Below are 20,169 nucleotides of genomic sequence, written 5' to 3' on the forward strand. Positions count from 1 at the left end.
CCTCTGAGCGCTTGAGGGAGATCCGAGCCGCCGCACCGGATGGATCAGCCTTCCCCGCCGGTCAGGTCAGTGACCAGGTAGTACGACGCATCGGGTACATCCTCTCGGTCTTCACGCGGGCCAATGCCCTCGATGATGTCGCCAACCCAGCTAGGCTGCTCAGGTTGGATCCAGCTAGGTCGAGAGTCGGCAACCAGCCAGGGAGACTCGACCTGCGTTGCCGTCGAGAGATGGGCGATCTGCGCGGCCACCTCCAAGATTCGCGGGGCGTCGGCAGTGACGTGCCTCAGGCCCAGCCCCGGGCACAGGAGGCATTCCAGCGGCATCGCGTAATTGTTGACCGTCTCGGCTCGCTGGTTGGCTGCCGGTGGCGGCACGATGTAGGTCATCACATCTTCCGCATGGGCGACAGTGATGCCCAGTGCGCTCGCGGTGCGAGTCCAGGGCAGACCAGGTCCACGGGTGATTTCCTTTCGTGGGCAGGCTCCGAACCAAGTTGTTTCACCGGCTGCACCGAAGGGATGCACCTCGCCTTGATAGAAGACGTAAACCGGAAGCGCGCCCACCATCGCCGCTGTGTAAAGCAGGTCATCGACCTGATCTGTGGCATCCCTTTTCCGGAGCTCCGGGTACTTAGCGAATCGCAGGCCATCGGCCTGCTTGGCCTGGACGACCATGATCACCCAGCCCGCGGTTGTCTTGAGCGCCCACGCCCAATCCAGCCCAGTTCTGGACTCCACCCCGGTCGTTGCCTTGTGCACCCAGACCTGCCCGCGGCCGCGTCTGCCCAAGTCGACGAGGAGCGACTCGGTGATGGTCTCCTCCCTCGGTCGGAACGGTGCGTCGCTGAGAAACTTCCATGTCCAAAGGGACATGTCCGCGAGGAGATTGACAATCATTCACGCATCTTGCTGGGATCGGGCGCGGAACGCCATAGCCCACCCGTGCCCATAACCCGGCCCAATGTAGAAGGGTGAGTGAAAGCCAGAAGGCGATCACCTCGATGCTGCTGACCCGGTACGAACCTCCAGCCGCAACACGATGATCATCGACCCCACGGTTGGACTCGACGCCGTGGAACGGTGGAACGCAGTAAGAGCGATCCTGGGAATCACCCGATAGATCACACCGACTTAACGAACGATCCAGACCAGAGCGGTGACAAAGGCAGCGACAGAGACCAGGCCGCGAGCCGATGCTGTGCGATGCAGATCCAGACGCTGGAGGAACTGCGGCGCGCCGACGACCGATCGCTCATCTTCGCGCCGATGGGCCTCGGACACCTGCCAGCCACAGACGCCGCCGTCCACCAGCAGCAGCAAGTCGTCGCCTCAATCGAACTCTCCGAAGATGTGGCCGCGGCTACCCGGGGCGCCTTCGACCGCCTCCGCAGGGTCTTCTCGCATGGCGTCCTTTGCCACGAGGCATACAGCTTGTCCACGACCACGCGCCGCTAACCGTCGAACAGGCTCTGCGAGACGGTTCATGCTGCACCACAGCAGCGGAGCGACCTTCGTCGACAACAAGGCGCGACGAGCACGGTCACGCCGGACAGCTACGAGACGGTCTTTCAAGCCCTGAAGGGGCAAGAAGCTCGTCGTCGGCGACAACGTACCGCACCGCACATGCGCTTCAACGGGATGCTCCCGGATCTGACCACCTGGGCCAAGCGTCTCGGCTACCTCCGTGGCCAGCGCAATCGCCACCAGGAAGGGCACCACGCAATGCTACGGAACTACGTCGCCCACGCCAGTCCACCTGACAAGCCCGGTCATGGCGGATCGCCCTGCGCCCCGTTCATGCTTGCTCTGGGGCGTGGCGGAGTCGTTCGTGGATCGCCCACCCTGAAGCCATCCGATCTTTCGAAGGCTGACCGGGCCCTCGACGTGGCTGCTGCAGCACTACGTTCAGTTGTGAAACTCCGCCCTGACCTGCTCCAGGAGCCTGACGGCGCACACCGAAGCAATCGCGTCCTACTCGGCGACTAAAACGCCTCGATGCGAAGCGCCGCCACTGCGCCAGGCTCGCGTCGGGCGTAGAAGCATGTTGCCAGAACTCGGCGGTTGGCGTCGTTCGCCGAGTCGCAACGCACCTCTACGCACCTCAATCAGCGCGAGAGGGTGATGAGTGATGAGAATGTACGGATCACCAGGCTTCCCACCAATCCCTTACTAGCAAGCGATTCTGCGCATCAGCGGCGATTGATGGTCAACCTCGGCTGTAAATCAGCGGGTTCGGGTTCGAGTCCCTGGCGGCGCACAAACACCGAGGCCCGGGCACACATCGCAATGTGCACCGGGCCTTCGTGTTGCCCCCACGCACCACAAACGCACCAGATCGCCGATCGGCACTCTTCATCTGATCATGACTGTGCGTCATGTCACAGCAGTTGCCGTCGGTGCCGACCTGCCGCGATGTGGTGCTCCCCCGGCCCGGGCACTCAGCGGATTCTCAGGCGACATGCTGCAGGCTCCAGGGCAGGGACCGAGGTGGCGCCTGTCCGCGGTCCTCAGGCGGGCCGCCGCGGCGATACCCCCTCCGTCGCGGCGGCCACCGCTCAGCGGTCGGGAGTCGTGGCCGTGCTGGGGTAGGTGAGTTCGAGGTCGTAGGCAAGGATGACGGCCTGGATCCGGTCGCGCGCGCCGATCTTGGCTAAGACGCGACCGACGTGGGTCTTCACGGTGGACTCCGACAGCGTCAGCCGCTCGGCGATCTCCGCGTTGGTCCAGCCGCGGCCGACCGCGACCAGGATCTCGCGTTCGCGATCGGTCAGGCTGCTCAGCCGGGCGTGGTGGCGCGGGTCTGGCGGCCCGCCGGGGAGGTGCTGGACGTAGGCGTCCAGGAGACGTCGGGTCAGGGCCGGAGCGATGATCGCGTTACCGCCGGCGACCGCACGGATGCCGGCCAGCAGTTCCTCCGGGCGCGCGTCCTTGAGCAGGAAACCGCTGGCTCCGCCGCGGAGTGCTGCGTGGGCGTACTCGTCCAGATCGAAGGTCGTCAGGACGAGGACTCGCGAGCGGCCGCCGTTGTCGACGATGCGGCGGGTTGCCTCGATGCCGTCCATGCCCGGCATCCGCACGTCCATCAGCACCACGTCGGGGCGCAGGTCGGCGGCCTGGCGGACCGCCTCGGAGCCGGTGGAAGCCTCGCCGGCGATATCCATGTCAGGCACGGATTCCAGGAGCATGCGGAACCCCAGGCGTTGCAACGGCTGATCGTCGACGACCAGGACCGTGATCATCAGGCACCTCCGGACAGGTTGATCGGTGAGTCGAGTTCGAGGTCGGCCTGGAGATTCCAGCCGCCGCCCGGCTGCGGTCCGGCGAGGATCGTGCCGCCGTACAAGGCAGCGCGTTCCTGCATGCCGATGAGGCCCTGCCCCTCGCCACGAACCGGTTCCACTGGTCGCCGGTCGGCCGGTGGTCCGGAGTCCTGCACCCGGATCTTCAACTGGTGCTCAGCCAGGTTCAGCCACACCTCGGCGTGTGTCTCCGGTCCGGCGTGCTTGAGCGTATTCGTCAGCGCCTCTTGGACGATGCGGTAGGCAGTGAGCTGAAGGCCCCGGTCCATCGCGTCGACGTCTCCGGTGGATCGGTAGACGATCGACGGCCCGGCAGCTCTGGTACGGCGGCACAGTCCGTCGATATCGGCGATCCCTGGCTGCGGGCTGAGTTCCGGGGCGTCCTTGTGTTCGCGCAGCGCACCGAGCATGCGCCGCAACTCCCCCATCGCCTGCCGACCGGTCTCGGCGATCAGCCCGAGCGCCTCGGCCGCGCGCTCGGGTCTGACGCCAGCGGCATAACCGCCGCCGTCGGCCAGTGTGATCATCACCGACAGGTTGTGCCCGACAATGTCGTGCATCTCGCGAGCTACCCGGGTCCGTTCCTCGGCGGCCGCCAGTTGCGCGCGCTGGTCACGCTCGATCTCGAGCCGGGCCGCGTGCTCGCGCAACCCCGCGAGCTGAGCACGTCTGCCTCGCACCACCAAGCCCAAAGCAGTAGCCGCAGTCATCGCGCTGACGAGGAAGAACACGCCTTCTCCAGCAGACACCACGGTGGCCAGCCGGACTGCGATCACCACGGCAACAGCGACCATGACCGCGGCCCCGGCGAGCAGGGCGCGGACTTGCCCGTGCAGCGTCAGGCTGTACAACGCGATGAGCAGCGCAATGTCCGCACGCAACCACGCGCCCAACGACCACTGCACCAACACCACCGCCGCGATCGCCAGGAAGGCCGCGAACGGCGCTCGCCGCCGCCACCACAGGGGCACGACCAGGCCCGCCTGAAGGACCAGCATCGCGCCCACCGGCAGCACCACGAAGGTCCCGGCCAGCTCGTGCGGACCGTCGTACCCGCCGACGAGATCCGGCAGACAGAACAGGGCGAAGGTCAGTACGACGATGACCGTGTCCATGATCCACGGCCTGCGAGCATCCTCGTGGCGTAAGCGCTGCCCGGCTCCGGAGATCCGCCGTACCAGCGGATGTCTCCAGAGCGGGTCCTCAACGATCACGGCTGCCATCTCCCCATTGTGTGTCGCCGACTGAAACGCCTCAGGCGTCCTTGCGGGCCAGCCGCCAGGCCGCACCGCCCAGAAGCAAGGCGGTCCAGGCAAGGAAAACGAGCAGACCGACCGCCGGGGTCAAGGTGTGGGGCAGGTGATGCAGGTCGAACATCGACTGACCGGCGAAGTTCGGCAGATACGGCTGGACTGCCTGAGACCAGGCCTTCGGCAGCAACGAGATCAGGCCGGGGATCAGCATCAAGCCTGCGACCAGGATCGAGATGCCGCCGGCCACTGACCTGAGCAGAGCACCCAAAGCCGCGCCGATGACCCCGACCAGCCCCAGATAGAGAGCCGCACCCAGCAGGCTGCGGATGACGCCGGTATCCGAGAAGCTCAACGCCGCGGGGGTCCCAGCGGTGATCTGGCTGTCGACGAAGAACGTCGCCAACACGCCCACCATGCTGAGAATCAAAGCGACCACACCGAATACCACCGCTTTCGCCCACAAGACCGGCAGCCGCCGCGGAACCGCTGCCAAGGTCGACCGGATCATTCCGGTCGAGTACTCACCAGCCGTGACCAGCACACCCAACACCCCGAGCGCCAACTGCGCGATAGGTACGCCGAACAGCGACAAGCTCAGCGCGGTCGCGTCAGCGAAGTCCGGATCCAACTGGCGGCCGGACGTCACGCTGCTCTTGTAGCGCGCCGCCGCGATGATCCCGAACGCCACCAGGAAAAGCAGCGCCAAAGCCAAGGTGATCCAGGTCGAGCGCAGCGACCACAACTTCGACCACTCACTACGCAGCACCCGCCGCGCAGTGACCCGGTACGGCGGCCTGGTCCGCGGCCCCGCGTCACCGGACGACGGGCGAACAGACGTAGTGGCGCTCATGCTGCACTCCTCGTGGTCCCGTGGTACTCGACTGCATCCTTGGTGAGCTCCATGAAGGCCTCCTCCAGCGAGACACTCTTGGCGCTGAGCTCGAACAGCGCGATCCCGGCGTCGGCGGCCTGCAACCCGATCGACCGCGCGGTCAGCCCGGTCACCTGCAACGTCTCACTCCCGGCCTGCCCGGCGATCCCTACCCCCGGACCGGCCAGCACCTCACGCAAACGCGCCGGATCCGCGCTCGCCACCGTCACTGCACTGCCCTCCGCCTGGCGAACCAGTTCTTCAACCGTCGTATCGGCCAGCAGCCGCCCGCGGCCGACGACGATCAGGTGGTCGGCCACCAGCGCCATCTCGGTCATCAGGTGCGACGAGACGAACACAGTCCGTCCCTCAGCCGCCAGCCCGGTCAACAGGTTCCGGATCCACAGCACGCCCTCGGGATCGAGACCGTTCACAGGCTCGTCCAGCATCACCGTCGCCGGATCCCCCAGCAACGCTGCCGCGATGCCGAGCCGCTGCCCCATCCCGAGCGAGAACGCACCAGCGCGCTTCTTGGCCACAGACTGCAGACCGGTCAGCTCGATCACCTCATCCACCCGGCGCCGCGGAATGCCATGCGTGTACGCCTGCGCCATCAGATGGTCGAACGCAGAACGCCCAGGGTGAATCGACTTCGCCTCCAGCAACGCACCGACCTCCTGCAACGGCGCGGAGTGCTCGCGATAACGACGACCATTGACGGTCACCGTGCCCGACGTCGGGCTGTCCAAGCCGACGATCATCCGCATCGTCGTGGACTTCCCGGCCCCGTTCGGCCCCAGGAAGCCGGTCACCGTTCCGGGCTTGACACTGAAATCGAGCCGGTCCACCGCCGTCTTCTCGCCGTACCGCTTGGTCAGTTGCTGTGCCTCGATCATTACCTGGTCCTTCGGCTCGTCGCCGCGCGCCTCCCGCGGCCTCGCCGTCCACGCTAGGAGGCCGCAGACGGCCATTCGTGGTACCAGCGCATGATTTACCGCCCGGCCGTCGTACCGTGGTACTACCTCTTGCCCAAGGCAAGCAGCCTCAGCTCCGTCGCGCGCGAAGCTTCACCGCGACGAACCAGGCGACCCCGTCCATCTGCGGTCCACCCCGCCCCGCTGATAGCTGCGTGTGAAGCACTCCCCCGCCCAACCGCGACCGAAGCCCTCGACGAAGCCCGACGGCGTCGTTCTGCGTGACTCCAGCCAGGTAGTCACTCATCAATCGTGTGCCCCACGGAGATGAGGACGACAACGCCGGCCATACGAACTCCGTAAGCAGGCTTGGTACCCACAAGAAATCAGAGTTCGTGGAGGCTAGGTCTTCTGCTGACGGATGCTCGACACAAGCGTCCACAACCCGGTGATGACGGGGAGAGCAGCAATCCAGCAGGCACACTGCTGACCGCGATCGGAACGGCAATGCCCACATACGGCGAGGCCCCGGTGTCCTGCGCAACCACCACCCCGTTCATCGCCGCGAAGAATCCCCGAGAAGAACTGGCTCTTCTGACTCATTCGTGGGTGGTGCGGCGTACTGGTCTCTTCCCCGTGTGGTGGGTTAGCTGACCGGTGTGCTGGTGGGCTGGCTGGGCGCTGTTCCATCGTTGGCGGTAGGTGGCCTGCGTGCAGTTGCTGGGGGTGTGGACAGGAAACGGGGGGCTGTGCACAGGGCATAGCTTGTTCACGGCCCCTGCGGGGAGTGCGCACCCCCGGGTTGTATCCGGCGACCTCCAAACGCAGTGGCAACAGACTGGCGGCCGCACCGATCCGGCGTCCCCCCGGGTGCCGGACCTGTGCCACCGTCTAACCTCTCGCGCGGCTAGTCGTGCGGGTGATGCTGAGCGTGAAGTGTCCGAGCCGTGCGGAGTTAGTCAGTGCTGGCGGTCGGCCCCGCCACCCGACGCTCTTCCCGCCGCATCCTCTGTCCCCGGGCGAGCACGGTGGGTTCAGTCGGCGTGCAGGACCAGTGGTCCGATGTCGAGTGGTAGGAGATTGCCGCCAGGAATCGATGTCCGGCAGCACGGTGCGTTCAGTCGGCGACATCCTCGCCACATTCGCCGATCACATCGCCCGAGACCCTGCGATCCGACGGCAATCCGCCGGTCCGACAACGCGCGAACCACCCGCACATACGTCACAGAGCCGAAAAACTGCGTGGAGAATGGCGTCCGCGTAAATCCGGCGGCGCGCGAGGTAGAGGACGTCGAGCCACTCGGCGCTGTACTCCTCATGCAGGTACGACAGTTCATCGATGTATCGCGCGAAAACCACGCCATGCCAGAGTTGCCATCAGCAACAACCCGGCGAACCAGCGTCTCCGCGATCGGAAGGTCACAGCCGTCTCCTTGTCAATGGTCTGGTCCGGTCAGCCCTGATAGATCGTGCCGGCCTCGACGAAGCACAGGGAGTTGCCCCAGGAATCGCCGACGTAGAACGAACGCTCTCCCCACGGGCGAACAGCAATCTCGCCGCCGGGCTGACCGTGTACCTGTTCGGCCGCCAGGCAGCCGAGATCCTGGGCACGGGCGTACACCGCGTCGAGGTCGCGGACAGTGAAGTACAGCGACTTCGGAAGCGGCTGGACTGGTCCGCTACTGGAGACGTCGAGGACTTGCAGCGTCACTGGGCCACAGGTGAAGTAGCAGCGCGAGCCGGATTGCCTGCGGCTAACGACACCGAGCAACTTCGAGTAGAACGCGGCCGCCTGATCGAGGTCAGCCACCTCGACATTGAGCCGGAACAGGATCGGCGCGTCCGCGGGATCGGAGGTCAGGTTCGCATCAGTCATGAGTGTCTTCCTGTGGTCGTCGGTCGGGGTGAGCTGGCTGCGAGAACCAACTGAGCCAGCTGACCGCCAGTTCGATGCGCCGAGGCGCGAGTCGGTACGTGCGGTTCCGGCCATGCCGTTCGGTCGTGACCAGGCCGGCCTCTTCCAGCACCAGCAGGTGGCGGGAGATCGTTGGCCAGGCGTGCTCGAACATCCGCGCGATGTCGCCCGCCGCCATCGTCCCGCCCTCGAAGTACAGGGTGACAAGAATCTGCCGTCGGGTCGGGTGGGTCAGCGCAGCGAAGATCGCGTCATACACAGCAGCGGACACGCCGTCCGGAACATCTTGCATATCCTAATTATTAGCGTACCTGCTAATAATTCGTCAACCTCAGCACCGACACTTCGACTCGACAGTACTAGCGCTTACCTTGATTAGCCAAGGTGAAGGAGCGCGTGATCCCCGGAGGCATCGAGCCAGCGGAACCAGCCCGCGTCGCGGGCCGCCCATGGGTTGCACTCGTACATGGATGGAGTGACCTTGGCGGAGGAATTCAGGGAACGGTGACGCCCCCAGCCGAAACCAGTTCGCCACGTTCTGGTTGGTACCGTGCTGTCTCAGTTCTCCTTGCCGGTCGCCGGCATGACTGTTGTTGACGAACGCCTGCTGGGAAAACTCTGATCGGGTGCTGGTTCTGCCGTCGGGCCTAGCTGCGGTCAGGACATTGATGGCGCGAGCTGTCGGCAGATCAGTTGGTGAGCAAGTTGTGCCGTCGCGAGCAGGTCCTCGCGAGTCGTGTCGACGTTCGACCGCGCTGACAATCCGTGCCAGACGGTTTGGATGAGCCCGGTCAGGACCGCTGCGTTAGTGTCCGCGACTAGTTCCCCGTCCTGGATCGCTCGCTGGATGCGCACGAGGAGAGCCTGTTCGTTCGAGGTATGCAGTTCGGCGACGTAGGCGCTCGTATCGAGCGTGCTCGTGCTGTCGGTCATCACGGCACTGCTGATGAGGCACCCCGGGTGCGTGCCGGTGGGCTGGGTGAACTCGTGGACCGATTCGGTCAGGATGCGTTCGATGACGGTCTGGATGTCGTTCTCGGCGACAGCCTGCTGGTAGATCTCGCGGTACCGCTCGGCGTAAGTCCGCACCGCCTCCTCGAACAGCCCGGCCTTGCTGCCGAAGGCGGCGTACAGGCTGGAGGTGGAGAGCCCGAGGGTCGCGGACAGGGTCCGGGTCGAGGTGCCGGAGTAGCCGCGTCGCCAGAACAGGCGAGCGGCTTCGAGGACCGCGTGGTCGCGGTCGAATGCTCGTGGTCTTCCGCGGCTGCGCTCGGTCACGGTTGCATTGTAGAGCGTTCGCTCCATAATAGATTTATGGAGCGAACGATTCAGAAGAGGTTTGCGGTCGCCGGGGACAGCTGGGTCACGGTCGATGTGTACGGGGAGCCGGACGCGCCGGGCCTGGTCGTCGTCCCGGGTGTGATGAGCGATGCGCACACGTGGCGCCACGTCGTCGGCGCCATCGATGCCTGGCCCTCAGTGGTGGTCGTCAACCGCCGGGGACGCACTTCCTCGGGACCCCTGACCAACTCTTACTCGCTGCGGACCGAAGTCGAGGACTTCGGCATCGTTCTTGACGAGTTCGACAGCACAACGGCGCTCTTCGGCTGGAGCTACGGCGGCCTGATCACCTTGCTGGCCGCCAACGAGCGCCCGATTCCCCAGGTGATCGCCTACGAACCCGTGATGCAGCCATTCGGACTCCATGCGCTGCCGGACCTCAAGAGCGCAACGGAGACAGCCGACTGGGATCGCTGCGTCGAGATCGTCAATCGGCAGATCTCCGGCTTCTCCGCTGCCCATGTCGAGGATCTTCGGGCCGACCAGCACAGTTGGGCGCCCTTGCGTCGCTTGAGCAGACCCCTGTACGCCGAACTCTCCGCGCTCAACGCAGCGCCACCTCCGGACGTGATGGCGCGACAGGCAGGTCGCGTCGACCTGATCATCGGCCAGTGCAACCGCGGAACAGCCCCCTACGGAACGTCGTTCGACGCAGTGCGGCAGCACATCACTCACGCCGGAGTCCACGAACTCGCCGACCAGGGCCATCTGGCGCATATCCAGGCGCCGGCCGAGCTTGGCCACCTGCTCAACACCCTCGCCGGCGCGTCGTAAGGACCATTGCCGACCTCCAGCGCCGTTCGACTGTCGGTGCCTACCCCTAGCATCACCGCATGAGCAACAACAGTGCCCTCGGTGAAGGGACCGGCGACTCGCGGCGGGAGCTGGAGCCTGCCTTGTCGACCTTGCTGGCGCAGGCTCTGATCGCGTACCGAATCGAGCTGGACAACGAGTTCGAGAGACAACTGGCGCAGTCGGGGTTTCCTGGGTTCAAGCTGCCTGCCGTGTTCTGGTCGCTGCTCCGTCACGTCGACGACCCGGGAACGACGGTCGTCACGTTGCTCGAGCGGACGGGCTGGACCGAGAAGGATCTGTTCCCGATGATCGGCGGCGTGGAGAGATGGGGGTACGTCGAAGTTCGGCTGGAGACCGATGGCCCGATCCGGCGACCGTCGAAGGACGGGTACGGCAGCAGTCGCCGACTGCGCGGCACCTCGATACTCGCCCCGAAGTCCGTCTGTCGCCGCGCCAAGGAACTCTGGCCGCCGACCATCGCGGCGACCGACGACCGGTGGACGGAACGCTTCGGCCGGACTGTGATGGCTGAGCTGCGAAGCTCACTGGCGGCTATCACCGGCGCAGCCACAGGAGGTTCGATCGCTGATCCGCTCGCGACCGCGCTGGATGCCTTTGCACGGGAGGTTGAGACGACTTCGCCAGTGCCGATGGCGATCGCCGCGAACTTCCTGCCGGCGCTCAGCGCAGACCCGATCCGGGTCCGGGAGTTGCCCGGGCGAACCGGGGTGACCGGTCGACCAGTGGCCCGGGCGCTCGGAGCACTGCAACGGTCAGGAATGATCACCGTGACTCCGGCCGAGACCGGCCGCGGCAAGGTCGTCACCCTGACCCCGGCGGGGCTGCGGGAACGCAACGCCTACACCGAGCGGGTGACCCAGGTCGAACGGAGCTGGCGTTCCAGGCATGGCTCGGCAGTGATCGAATCCCTACGCGGCACGCTTGAGGCGTTGAGGCCCCGACTCGCCGAGGGCCTGCAACCGGCAGAGGGAGGTTGGCGGGCAAGCCGCGAGTACGCGACACAGACCAGGGCGATCCTCGATGACCCGCGCTCAGCCCTGCCCCGGCATCCCGTCGGCCCCTGGCTCACCACCAGCTGACCGTCGGGGCAGCCCCGAGACCCATCCGCCCGATCTAGGGATCGCCCAAGAGGTCCTGCCGACCTCGTCGTGCAGGCCCGCTGCCGTCAGGGTGTTGTCCACGGGGCGGGGAGTTCGCCGAAGAGGGCCAGTTCGTCGGCGGCGCGGTCGATCCAGTGCTCGACGTCATGGACGATCGGATGCCGGTCAGCGCCCTCGCCTTCCCAGCGGACAAAGGCGTCCGCGATGACGGCCGGTTCGTCGGCCAGCCGGATCGCTTCGACGACGCGGGTGAAACCGCCGGTCGCCGCGAACGAACAGTAAAGCGGTACGGCGGGGTCGGCGCGATGCGCGATCAGATTCTGCAACAGGTCTCCCCGCGCAAGGACCTGCCGGCTGTCCGGGAGTTCGAGGGTGTCCGTCGTGTAGTTCAGTACGGCGCGGCCCCGCGAGCCGTGAACGATCACCGCGGGTTCGGCCTGTTCGGCCGCGCACAAGGTCACTGCGATCAGGATCGACGTACCGCGGGTGGTCGTGATGCGCACCGTGGAGGTGTCGTCGGACTCGATGTCGTTGGCCCGGAACAGGTCGGTCTCCACCGAGGCGATGTCGTCCACACCGGTCGAACCATCGAGCAGTAGCGCGGCAGCAGTCGAGTGCGCCAAGGGATTCGTGACCGCGCCGTCGACCACGGCCACGCCGTTCAACGTCCGTCGGCCGGCCCACGGCGCGCGATCGAAGTACCCGGCCTTCCGCAACCACTTGCCGGTGGCACTGATCCCACGGATCTCGCCAAGCCCACCGTCGGTCACCAGCTGCGCGAGCTGCCAGGTCGCCGCTGACGCCTGCGCCTGGAAGCCCACCTGGCAGGCGCGGCCGGTCTCCTCGATCACCTTCGACAGGTGGTCGAACTCGGCAAGCGAAGCAGTCGGCGGCTTCTCCAGCAGTACGTCGGCGCCCGCGCGCAGCGCCAGCTCGGCCAGCGGCACGTGGGTCTGGATCGGCGTACTGATCACGACGACGTCGACTTCGGTTGCCGCCAGCAACTCTTCCAGCGACGCGAACACCGGTACGCCGACATCGTCCGGCGGGCGCGGATCCGCGATCGCCACGAGGTCGCCGTACCGGTGGGCGTTAGTGACGTGGGTCGCGCCATGGCCGTGCACACCGGCCACGGCAATCCTCGTCTGCACTATTTGAGCTCTCCGTTCACCTCGTCGAGGAACTGCTGGGCAGCCTTGTCCGGGGTGAGCCGGCCGAACAGGACCTCGGTGGTGTAGCGCTGGATGATCTTCTCCACCTGCCCACCTCCGACCGGCGGTGCCGGGGAGGGGTCGCCGAGCTCCTTGCCGATCTCCTCGATGAACTTCGCCGAGGCCGCGTCGGCCGGCTGCAGCTTCGGCGTCACGGCCGCGCGGATCTCGGTGTTCGGCGGCACGCCGCGCTCGGCCAGCAGGATATTGCCCGCTGCCGCGTTGTTGGCCAGGAAATCGACGAACTGTGCCGCCTCGGTCCGATGCTTGGACCGCGACGAGACCGACCAGAACATCGAACCCTTGTAGTACATACCGTTCTTCGCCGACTGCCCGGTCGTGCTCGGGATCCGGAGCAGCTTCAGCTCCTGGCCGGACGCCTTGCTGAAGGCGTTCAGCTGGTTGCTCCAGCTGAAGCCCATCGCGAGCTTGCCAGTGGCCATGGCGGTCTGGTCGAGGGACGCGGTCATGTCCTGCGTGACGGCCTCGGCGGGTGGGATCGCCTTGCTGTCCCGGAGTTTCAGCACGTACTCGAAGAACTTGGCGGTCTGCCCGGCCGAGACGCCGAGCTTGCCGTCGGGCGTCCACAGCGACTCACCGTTCTGGCGGGCCCACAGGTTCAGGCCGGCCTCGTTGGCCCCGACCACACCAGTCCCCCAGCCCTTGCCGTTGAGCTTGGTGGTGATCTCGGCGGCGATCCGGTTGTAGTCGTCCCAGGTCCAGGTCTTGTCGTCCGGCAGGGCGACACCGGCGGCCTTGAACACGGCCGGGTTCGCGAGGACGGCGAACGAGTTGATCCCGGCGTTCAGTCCGTACAGCCCGCCGTCGAACTCCCCGGCGCTCAGGGTGTCCGGGGCGAACTTGTCGGTCTTCAGGTCACTGGCCTTCTTCAGATCCAGCAGCGCTCCGCGATCGGCGTACTCGCGCAGGTACTTCTCGTCCATCTGGATGATGTCCGGGGCATCGTTCGCGGCGACTGTGGTGGCGAGCTTGTCCCAGTACCCGGCCCATTCGCCGTACTCGCCCTTGATCTTGATGTTCGGGTGTTCCTTCTGGAACGCGTCGATCGTGGACTGGGTGAGTTTGGTCCGGACGTCACTGCCCCACCAGGTGAAGCGCAGTGTCACCTCGCCCTTGTTCGCGGCCGGGCCGCCCGAGTCGCCACCGCAGGCGCTCGCGACGAGCAGGGTGGAGACGAGGGCGACGGCGGCCAGTGCCTTGAGGCGTGTCATGGCAGGCTCCTTACTTGATTCCGGTGGTAGCGATCTACTTGATTCCGGTGGTGGCGATGCCCTTGACCAGGAAACGCTGGCCGAGCAGGAAGGCGAGGAAGACCGGGACCAGCGAGACGACCGACATCGCAAACATCGAGCCCCAGGACGAGCTCGAGGTCGCGTCGACGAACGACCGCAGGGCGACCGGCACGGTGTACATGTGCGGGTCGGTCAGGTAGATCAACTGGCCGAAGAAGTCGTTCCAGGTCCAGATGAACGTGAAGATCGCGGTGGTGGCCAGCGCCGGGACCATCAGCGGCAGGATCACCCGCAGGAAGATGCCGGCCCGGCCGCAGCCGTCGATGGTGGCCGCCTCGTCGAGCTCGCGCGGGATGCCCCGGATGAACTGCACCATCAAGAAGACGAAGAACGCGTCGGTGGCCAGCAGTTTCGGGACGATCAGCGGCAGGAACGTGTTGATCCAGCCCGCCTGTGAGAACAGGATGTACTGCGGCACGATCACCACGTGGATCGGCAGCATGATGCTCAGCAGCATGATCGCGAACCACATCTTCTTCCCGGCGAACTCCAAGCGGGCGAAGGCGTACGCCGCCATCGAGCAGGAGACCAGGTTGCCGAGGATCGAGCCCAGGACGACGACCGCGGAGTTCAGCAGGTAGCGGGTGAACGGCTCGGTGAGCGCGCTCCAGCCGGCCCGGTAGTTCTCGATCCGCAGGTCCTTCACCAGCAGGCCGGGATCGCGGAAGATCTCGTTGCCCGGACGCAGCGAACTGACGATCATCCAGATCAGCGGGTACAGCATCACGAGCGCGGTGGCGATCAGCGCCAGGTGGATCAGCAGCGTCCGCGGGCGCAGGTCAATTCTCATAGAACACCCAGTACTTCGAGACGAGGAAGTTGACCCCGGTGAAGATCGCGATGACCACCAGCAGGAACCAGGCCATCGCCGACGCGTAGCCCATGTCGAAGTTCCCGAAGCCGCGGTCGTAGAGGTAGAGCGTGAAGAACATGGTCGAGTCCGACGGACCGCCGCTGCCGCCCGAAACGACGAACGCCTGGGTGAACGACTGGAACGCGTGGATGATCTGCAGCACCAGGTTGAAGAAGATGATCGGCGTCAGCAGCGGCAGCGTGATCCCGAAGAACCGTCGGAGTGCACCGGCCCCGTCGACGGCCGCAGCCTCGTAGTACATCGACGGGATCTGCCGCAGGCCGGCCAGGAAGATCACCATCGGCGAACCGAACGTCCAGACGTTGAGCACCACGAGCGTGCCCAGCGCCGTACTGGGGTCGGAGATCCAGCCCTTGCCCTCGACACCGATCAGCGCGAGCACCTGGTTGAGCAGACCCTCGGTCCCGAACACCTGCCGCCACAGGATCGCGATCGCGACACTCGACCCGAGCAGCGACGGCAGGTAGAAGACCGAGCGGTAGAACGCCATCCCGCGAACGCCACGATCCAGTACGACGGCCAGCAGCAAGGCGATCGCGAGTTGCAGCGGCACCGAGACGAACACGTAGGTGAACGTCACCCGCAACGAGTTGTGCAGCCGCTCGTCGGACAGCATCCGGGTGAAGTTCTCCAGCCCGATCCACTGCGGCGCCTCGATCAGGTTGTAGTCGGTGAACGCCAGGTAGAGCGACGCGATCATCGGGCCGATGGTGATCGCGAACAACCCGACCAGCCACGGCGACAAGAACAGGTACGCCGTCACGTTGTCGCGCCGTGCCATCGACCCTCCTCGACCATTTGGAAAGCGCTTGCTGAGGTGCGTCAAAGTAGCGGGCAAGCGGTTCCGGAACAAGAGGTCGAAGCGCTTCGACGTGGCCGGATCCGGACACCGGTCAGGACGCGCTGACCATCAGCCAGCTGACCTGGATGTCCGGCGAGCGGGTCGGCGCGATGGTGACGGTGATCTTGCCGTCGGCGCCGACTACGACACCGCCGTACGCCGCGGCTTCGTTGGTGCCCGTGAACAGCCGCTGCTGGTCGACGACGGCACCGTTGATCGTCACTTGCGCGGCCCGGTTGGCCCACGGCCACGGATCGAAGTACCCCGCGTGAACGGTGTACGTCCCGGGCTCGAGACCGCCGAACGTGTAGACGAGCGGCTCGTGATTCTTGGCGTACCGCAGAGTGCTGTAGAGATCGCCCGTCGCAACGCCGGAGGGTGCGCTGGCGCCGGTGTATCCCCACGTCTTCCGGGTCACCGAGTCGGTTCCCAAGGACTGCTCGGGATTCGAGTTCAGCAGCGGACCGGTCGTCGTGAGCACCTGCCAGTCGGCCGTGGCGATCCCGCCGGCGTTGACGGCGTACCGGAGGTTGCCTGGCGCCACCACGATCGAGCGAGTGAAACTTCGTCCGTCCGCCAGGGTGCCGCGCAGGCTTGCTGTCCCCGGCTTCGCCACGCTCGAGGCGTCCCAGGTGACGGCCAACGTCTGCGTCCGCGATCCCGTGCGCACCTTCACCTCGGCCGGCAGCGAACTCGTGTCACCCAGCAGGACGTGATCCGGGAGCTTCGTCTCGACGGTCCAGCGCCGGTACGGCGTCAGGTCGCCGAGCGTCCATTCCTGATCCGGGCCGACCGATAGGCTGCCGCCCTCGCCGAACGTCATCGGCATCCAGACGTACGGCGCGTTCTTGAGGTCACTCGGTGTCCAGCGGTCGCCCATGAAGATGAACTTGTTGCGCTTGGCATCCACCGTGATCACGTTGGTGCTCTGGGATCGGTAGGTGTTCGCCGCGCCCGGTGCGGTGATCGGGTTGCCCTGGTCGGCGTACTGGCCGAGGACCGTGCTGGACGTCGCGTACCTCGCCGGGTTCGGATCCCAGCCCGTGGCACCGGACGTCAGCAGGTAGTACCGGCCCTCGGTCTTGAACATGGCCGGCGCCTCACGCTGGTTGCAGGCCAGCGTACGCACGAAGTCCTTACCCTGTACGGCGTTCTCGGGCCGCGCGGACAGATACGTGTAGTCCCGGTTGAGCTTGGAGACGTACATCGTCCGGTTCTCCTCGGACGAGTAGATGATGTACGCCTTACCGTCGTCATCGACGAACAGGTTCATGTCCCGCGCCATCCCACCGGCCGGGTCAAAGGCCGACGACGTACCGCACCATGGCACCGAGTCGCTCGGCACGTGGTTCAGCCGGTACGAGTCGATCCAGCGGAACGGACCCTTCGGTGAATCCGCGATCGCCACTCCCGCCTCGGCCCGCGCGTAGGTCGACGTACTGGACGGTGACGACGGTCCGTCGGAATGCACCCACATGATCCACTTGCCGGTGGCCCGGTTGTAGATCACCTTCGGCCGCTCAAGGATCGACGGCCGCGCCCACCCATCGGTGCGGACAGCGTTGGTCGACAGATCCCGCCAGACGACGTCCTTCTGGGCCGGCGTGTACTTCTTGTAGAGCTTGCTGAAGTACTTGTCGTTCTCGAACTGATCGAGTGAACTCATCGCCCGCAGCGCGAGTCCCTCGTCCTTCCAGTTGTAGAGGTCGTACGACGAGTACAGGTGAACGCCCGGACTGTCGTAGTACCCGTTGCTACGGTCCTCGCCGTACCAGTACCAGATCTTGCGGCCGCGCTTGTCGGTCGAAGCCACAACCTGACCACCATGCGCCTGGATCACCTGGCCGCTCGTGTCGCGCCATTCGGCGCCGGGCCGGAACGAGTCGTACGCCGGCGCGGTCGGAGCGGCGACCGCGGTTGAGGTGAGCATGGTGAGCGCCGTACCGAGCACGGCGAGCACACGCAGTGGTCTGAGCAGTTTCATCCGATTCTCCTCATGATTCGGGCGAGCTGAGCCTGGGAGTTCGTGTGCACGACCCACAGCGCACAACCGGGCACAGTGACGAGTCCGGCCAACGGCGCCTGACTGACGATGACCAACGCAGCGAAGAGCACACCGAGCGACAGCAAACTCAGCCCCCACCCCCGCACCCCGCTATAAACCGCGAGCCGCACAACCCCCCAAATCCCCACAACGTCCGAAAGACGCGCAGCGGTGGTCGGCGAGTCTTCGGACGTTAAGGGTGGAGCTCCCACCAGCACGAGGGCGTTAAGTGCGCCGACGGCGACGAGCGACAGTAAAACGACCAGCAGCGGCACCGCGCCGGGGTACGACGCGATCAGCACCTTGATGTCTGCTGCCAGTACGCCGATAAGGGCGGCCGCGATCACGGCGATCAGCAGCGAGCGGCGGGCGCGCGACACGGCCAGGCGGAACAGGGAACTCAACGGCGGCCGGGGATCTTCCAGAGCGAGGTACCCGAAGGCAGCCGCCGCAGCCGGAGCGAGCGGCAGCGCAAGCAGCCCGAAGAAGACCGGATAGCTCCAGGGTGTTGCCACCAGGCTCAGTGCGAGCATCAGCGGCGTACCGGCCAGTGCGAGCAGCAGGTTGATCGCGAGGACCCGGTGCGCGAACGACCAGAGCGTCTCCCAGAGATCCGCCCGGACGTTGACGCGGGACAACGGCGAGGCCATCACCTCAGCCCACTCGTCGCGATACCCCGCACGAAGTACTTCTGGCCGAGCAGGAAGATCACCAGGATCGGCAGCACCGACAGCACCGATCCGGTCATGATCATCGCGTACTCGGCGTCGTACAGGCCGACGAACGAGCGCAGACCGAGCTGGATCGTCCACAGCTTGTTGTCGGTCAGGTAGATGAACGGGCCCATGTAGTCGTTCCACGTGTTCACGAAGGTGAGCAGGGCCAGGCTCGCCAACGCCGGCTTCGACAACGGCAGGATGATGCGCGCCCAGATGCCGTATTCGCTCAAGCCGTCCAGCCGGGCCGCCTCGCTCAGTTCGTCGGGAATCGTCAGGTAGTACTGGCGCATCAGGAAGACACCGAACGCGCTGAACGCCTGCAGCAGGATCAGCGACAGGTGCGTGTTCACCAGGCCGGCCTTCTGCATGATCACGTACTGCGGAACCATGTACGCCTGCCACGGGACCGCGATCGTCGCGATGTAGGCCAGGAACAGCACGTCGCGGCCAGGGAACCGCACCTTCGCGAACCCGTACGCCGCGAAGCTGCCGGTCAGCACCTGCAACGCGGTGATCGTGACGCTGAGGAAGACCGAGTTCCGCAGATAGGTGAGCAGCGGGATCCGCTCCCAGATCGACGCGAAGTTGCCCCAGCGGAACTCGACCGGGATCCACTGCACCGGCACGGTGAAGACCTCCGCGTCCAGCTTCAGCGACGACGACACCATCCAGGCGAACGGCACCAGCACCGCCACCGACAGGGCGACCAGGAGTACGTAGGCGAGCATCCGCCGTACCGTCATGCTTCGCTCCTTCGCTGCAACCGGAACTGGACGACGGTGATCGTCAGCACGATGACGAACAGCACCATCGACACCGCGGACGAGTAGCCGAAGCGGCCCTGCACGATGCCCTCGCGGTAGATCACCTGCGACAGCACCAGCGTCGCGCGACCCGGACCGCCCTCGGTCATCACCTGAATCAGGTCGAAGACCTTGAAGCTCGAGATCGTCAGCATGATCAGCACGAAGAACGTCGTCGGCCGCAGCGACGGCAGGGTGATGTGCCGGAACCGTTGCCAGCCGCTCGCCCCATCCACCTGCGCGGCCTCGTACAGCTCGGCCGGGATCGTCTGCAAGCCAGCCAGGTAGAGGATCATGTAGTAGCCGAGGTCACGCCAGACACTCGCCACGATGACCGCCGGCATCGCCCAGGTCGTCGAGGTGGTCCACCCCGGCGGGTGGTCGATGCCGATCGCCCGCAGGAACTGGTTCACCGGACCCAGATCCGGACTGAGCAGCATGTTCCAGACCACCGCCACCGCGACCAGCGAGGTGATGTAGGGAAAGAACAATGCCGTCCGGAAGAACCGCACGCCCTTCAGCTTCTGGTTCAGCAGTACGGCGAACCCGAGCGCCGCGCCCAGCGTCAACGGCACATGCCCGACCGCGTAGTACGCCGTGTTGCGCAACGCGGTCCAGAAGTTGTCGTTGTGGATCATCCGCTCGAAGTTGTCCAGCCCGACCCAGCGCGGCGTGCTGTAGGAATCCCAGTCGAGGAAGGACAAAGCGAGCGAGGCGATCACCGGGATCAGCGTGAGCGCGGCGAACCCGATGAAGTTCGGCAGGATGAAACTCCAGCCGATCCAGGTCCGGCTCCGGGCACGCCGTCGGGGCGCCCGGACCTCCGTAGGGGCGGACAGGGTAGCGGTCACGA

At 65.7% G+C, this 20,169-nt stretch carries 19 protein-coding genes; 3 read left to right on the forward strand and 16 right to left on the reverse strand.

The genetic code is table 11. The features are described from left to right. Positions 1-44: 44 nt before the first annotated feature. On the reverse strand, positions 45-899 hold the full coding sequence (locus ACFVWG_RS10660) for a DUF6615 family protein (RefSeq protein WP_391542958.1): 855 nt from the start codon (positions 897-899) through the stop codon (positions 45-47). Between the two features lie 306 nt (positions 900-1,205). Here ACFVWG_RS10660 and ACFVWG_RS10665 point away from each other — a divergent pair, with 306 nt between their 5' ends. Beyond that, positions 1,206-1,457: a hypothetical protein gene (locus tag ACFVWG_RS10665; protein ID WP_391542959.1), complete on the forward strand. Its 252-nt coding sequence runs from the start codon at positions 1,206-1,208 to the stop codon at positions 1,455-1,457. 1,100 nt (positions 1,458-2,557) lie between these two features. Here the strand turns inward: ACFVWG_RS10665 and ACFVWG_RS10670 are convergent. The 7 genes from ACFVWG_RS10670 to ACFVWG_RS10700 form a co-directional block, all read right to left on the reverse strand. Next, positions 2,558-3,241, reverse strand: a complete 684-nt coding sequence (locus ACFVWG_RS10670; protein ID WP_391542960.1) for a response regulator — start codon at positions 3,239-3,241, stop codon at positions 2,558-2,560. After that, the gene (locus ACFVWG_RS10675; RefSeq protein ID WP_391542961.1) at positions 3,241-4,524 is read right to left on the reverse strand and encodes a sensor histidine kinase; all 1,284 of its coding nucleotides are present in this window, start codon (positions 4,522-4,524) and stop codon (positions 3,241-3,243) included. Before ACFVWG_RS10675 ends, ACFVWG_RS10670 begins: the two co-directional genes overlap by 1 nt. Positions 4,525-4,555: 31 nt before the next feature. After that, the gene (locus ACFVWG_RS10680) at positions 4,556-5,404 is read right to left on the reverse strand and encodes a hypothetical protein (protein ID WP_391542962.1); all 849 of its coding nucleotides are present in this window, start codon (positions 5,402-5,404) and stop codon (positions 4,556-4,558) included. Further along, positions 5,401-6,321 (reverse strand): ABC transporter ATP-binding protein, encoded by a 921-nt coding sequence (locus ACFVWG_RS10685; RefSeq protein WP_391542963.1) that lies wholly within the window; start codon positions 6,319-6,321, stop codon positions 5,401-5,403. The genes ACFVWG_RS10680 and ACFVWG_RS10685 overlap by 4 nt, the downstream gene beginning before the upstream one ends. Positions 6,322-7,792: 1,471 nt before the next feature. Then, complete coding sequence (locus ACFVWG_RS10690; protein WP_391542964.1) at positions 7,793-8,215, reverse strand: VOC family protein; 423 nt, start codon at positions 8,213-8,215, stop codon at positions 7,793-7,795. After that, positions 8,208-8,546 (reverse strand): metalloregulator ArsR/SmtB family transcription factor, encoded by a 339-nt coding sequence (locus ACFVWG_RS10695; protein WP_391542965.1) that lies wholly within the window; start codon positions 8,544-8,546, stop codon positions 8,208-8,210. The genes ACFVWG_RS10690 and ACFVWG_RS10695 overlap by 8 nt, the downstream gene beginning before the upstream one ends. 365 nt (positions 8,547-8,911) lie before the next feature. Further along, positions 8,912-9,532, reverse strand: coding sequence for a TetR/AcrR family transcriptional regulator (locus ACFVWG_RS10700; RefSeq protein WP_391542967.1), 621 nt, complete (start codon positions 9,530-9,532; stop codon positions 8,912-8,914). Between the two features lie 36 nt (positions 9,533-9,568). On the opposite strand from ACFVWG_RS10700, the gene ACFVWG_RS10705 reads away from it, so the two are divergent. Both ACFVWG_RS10705 and ACFVWG_RS10710 read left to right on the forward strand, forming a co-directional pair. Beyond that, a complete protein-coding gene (locus ACFVWG_RS10705; RefSeq protein WP_391542968.1) occupies positions 9,569-10,369 on the forward strand; it encodes an alpha/beta fold hydrolase in 801 nt (266 codons plus the stop codon). Positions 10,370-10,428: 59 nt separating this feature from the next. Then, a complete protein-coding gene (locus ACFVWG_RS10710) occupies positions 10,429-11,490 on the forward strand; it encodes a hypothetical protein (protein WP_391542969.1) in 1,062 nt (353 codons plus the stop codon). An 86-nt stretch (positions 11,491-11,576) separates the two neighbouring features. Here the strand turns inward: ACFVWG_RS10710 and ACFVWG_RS10715 are convergent, their stop codons facing one another. The 8 genes from ACFVWG_RS10715 to ACFVWG_RS10750 form a co-directional block, all read right to left on the reverse strand. Next, positions 11,577-12,662: a Gfo/Idh/MocA family protein gene (locus tag ACFVWG_RS10715; RefSeq protein WP_391542970.1), complete on the reverse strand. Its 1,086-nt coding sequence runs from the start codon at positions 12,660-12,662 to the stop codon at positions 11,577-11,579. Next, positions 12,662-13,954 carry an ABC transporter substrate-binding protein gene (locus ACFVWG_RS10720; RefSeq protein WP_391542971.1) on the reverse strand — a complete coding sequence of 431 codons (1,293 nt, stop codon included), beginning with the start codon at positions 13,952-13,954 and terminating at the stop codon, positions 12,662-12,664. Before ACFVWG_RS10720 ends, ACFVWG_RS10715 begins: the two co-directional genes overlap by 1 nt. 34 nt (positions 13,955-13,988) lie before the next feature. Then, complete coding sequence (locus tag ACFVWG_RS10725) at positions 13,989-14,825, reverse strand: carbohydrate ABC transporter permease (protein ID WP_391542972.1); 837 nt, start codon at positions 14,823-14,825, stop codon at positions 13,989-13,991. Continuing rightward, the gene (locus tag ACFVWG_RS10730; RefSeq protein ID WP_391542973.1) at positions 14,815-15,690 is read right to left on the reverse strand and encodes a carbohydrate ABC transporter permease; all 876 of its coding nucleotides are present in this window, start codon (positions 15,688-15,690) and stop codon (positions 14,815-14,817) included. Before ACFVWG_RS10730 ends, ACFVWG_RS10725 begins: the two co-directional genes overlap by 11 nt. A 112-nt stretch (positions 15,691-15,802) precedes the next feature. Continuing rightward, on the reverse strand, positions 15,803-17,734 hold the full coding sequence (locus ACFVWG_RS10735) for a glycoside hydrolase family 43 protein (protein WP_391542974.1): 1,932 nt from the start codon (positions 17,732-17,734) through the stop codon (positions 15,803-15,805). Next, complete coding sequence (locus tag ACFVWG_RS10740; RefSeq protein WP_391542975.1) at positions 17,731-18,444, reverse strand: hypothetical protein; 714 nt, start codon at positions 18,442-18,444, stop codon at positions 17,731-17,733. The genes ACFVWG_RS10735 and ACFVWG_RS10740 overlap by 4 nt, the downstream gene beginning before the upstream one ends. Then, positions 18,444-19,256 carry a carbohydrate ABC transporter permease gene (locus tag ACFVWG_RS10745; protein WP_391542976.1) on the reverse strand — a complete coding sequence of 271 codons (813 nt, stop codon included), beginning with the start codon at positions 19,254-19,256 and terminating at the stop codon, positions 18,444-18,446. Before ACFVWG_RS10745 ends, ACFVWG_RS10740 begins: the two co-directional genes overlap by 1 nt. After that, positions 19,253-20,167 (reverse strand): carbohydrate ABC transporter permease, encoded by a 915-nt coding sequence (locus ACFVWG_RS10750; protein ID WP_391542977.1) that lies wholly within the window; start codon positions 20,165-20,167, stop codon positions 19,253-19,255. The genes ACFVWG_RS10745 and ACFVWG_RS10750 overlap by 4 nt, the downstream gene beginning before the upstream one ends. Positions 20,168-20,169: the final 2 nt, after the last annotated feature.

The sequence above is a fragment of the Kribbella sp. NPDC058245 genome, from assembly GCF_042882005.1.
Lineage (GTDB): Bacteria > Actinomycetota > Actinomycetes > Propionibacteriales > Kribbellaceae > Kribbella.

Excerpts from the sequence above, each read along its gene's own strand:
- ACFVWG_RS10660 (WP_391542958.1), bottom strand. The coding sequence starts at position 899 with ATGATTGTCAATCTCCTCGCGGACATGTCCCTTTGGACATGGAAGTTT.
- ACFVWG_RS10665 (WP_391542959.1), top strand. The coding sequence starts at position 1,206 with ATGCAGATCCAGACGCTGGAGGAACTGCGGCGCGCCGACGACCGATCG.
- ACFVWG_RS10670 (WP_391542960.1), bottom strand. The coding sequence starts at position 3,241 with ATGATCACGGTCCTGGTCGTCGACGATCAGCCGTTGCAACGCCTGGGG.
- ACFVWG_RS10675 (WP_391542961.1), bottom strand. The coding sequence starts at position 4,524 with ATGGCAGCCGTGATCGTTGAGGACCCGCTCTGGAGACATCCGCTGGTA.
- ACFVWG_RS10680 (WP_391542962.1), bottom strand. The coding sequence starts at position 5,404 with ATGAGCGCCACTACGTCTGTTCGCCCGTCGTCCGGTGACGCGGGGCCG.
- ACFVWG_RS10685 (WP_391542963.1), bottom strand. The coding sequence starts at position 6,321 with ATGATCGAGGCACAGCAACTGACCAAGCGGTACGGCGAGAAGACGGCG.
- ACFVWG_RS10690 (WP_391542964.1), bottom strand. The coding sequence starts at position 8,215 with ATGACTGATGCGAACCTGACCTCCGATCCCGCGGACGCGCCGATCCTG.
- ACFVWG_RS10695 (WP_391542965.1), bottom strand. The coding sequence starts at position 8,546 with ATGCAAGATGTTCCGGACGGCGTGTCCGCTGCTGTGTATGACGCGATC.
- ACFVWG_RS10705 (WP_391542968.1), top strand. The coding sequence starts at position 9,569 with ATGGAGCGAACGATTCAGAAGAGGTTTGCGGTCGCCGGGGACAGCTGG.
- ACFVWG_RS10710 (WP_391542969.1), top strand. The coding sequence starts at position 10,429 with ATGAGCAACAACAGTGCCCTCGGTGAAGGGACCGGCGACTCGCGGCGG.
- ACFVWG_RS10720 (WP_391542971.1), bottom strand. The coding sequence starts at position 13,954 with ATGACACGCCTCAAGGCACTGGCCGCCGTCGCCCTCGTCTCCACCCTG.
- ACFVWG_RS10725 (WP_391542972.1), bottom strand. The coding sequence starts at position 14,825 with ATGAGAATTGACCTGCGCCCGCGGACGCTGCTGATCCACCTGGCGCTG.
- ACFVWG_RS10730 (WP_391542973.1), bottom strand. The coding sequence starts at position 15,690 with ATGGCACGGCGCGACAACGTGACGGCGTACCTGTTCTTGTCGCCGTGG.
- ACFVWG_RS10735 (WP_391542974.1), bottom strand. The coding sequence starts at position 17,734 with ATGAAACTGCTCAGACCACTGCGTGTGCTCGCCGTGCTCGGTACGGCG.
- ACFVWG_RS10740 (WP_391542975.1), bottom strand. The coding sequence starts at position 18,444 with ATGGCCTCGCCGTTGTCCCGCGTCAACGTCCGGGCGGATCTCTGGGAG.
- ACFVWG_RS10745 (WP_391542976.1), bottom strand. The coding sequence starts at position 19,256 with ATGACGGTACGGCGGATGCTCGCCTACGTACTCCTGGTCGCCCTGTCG.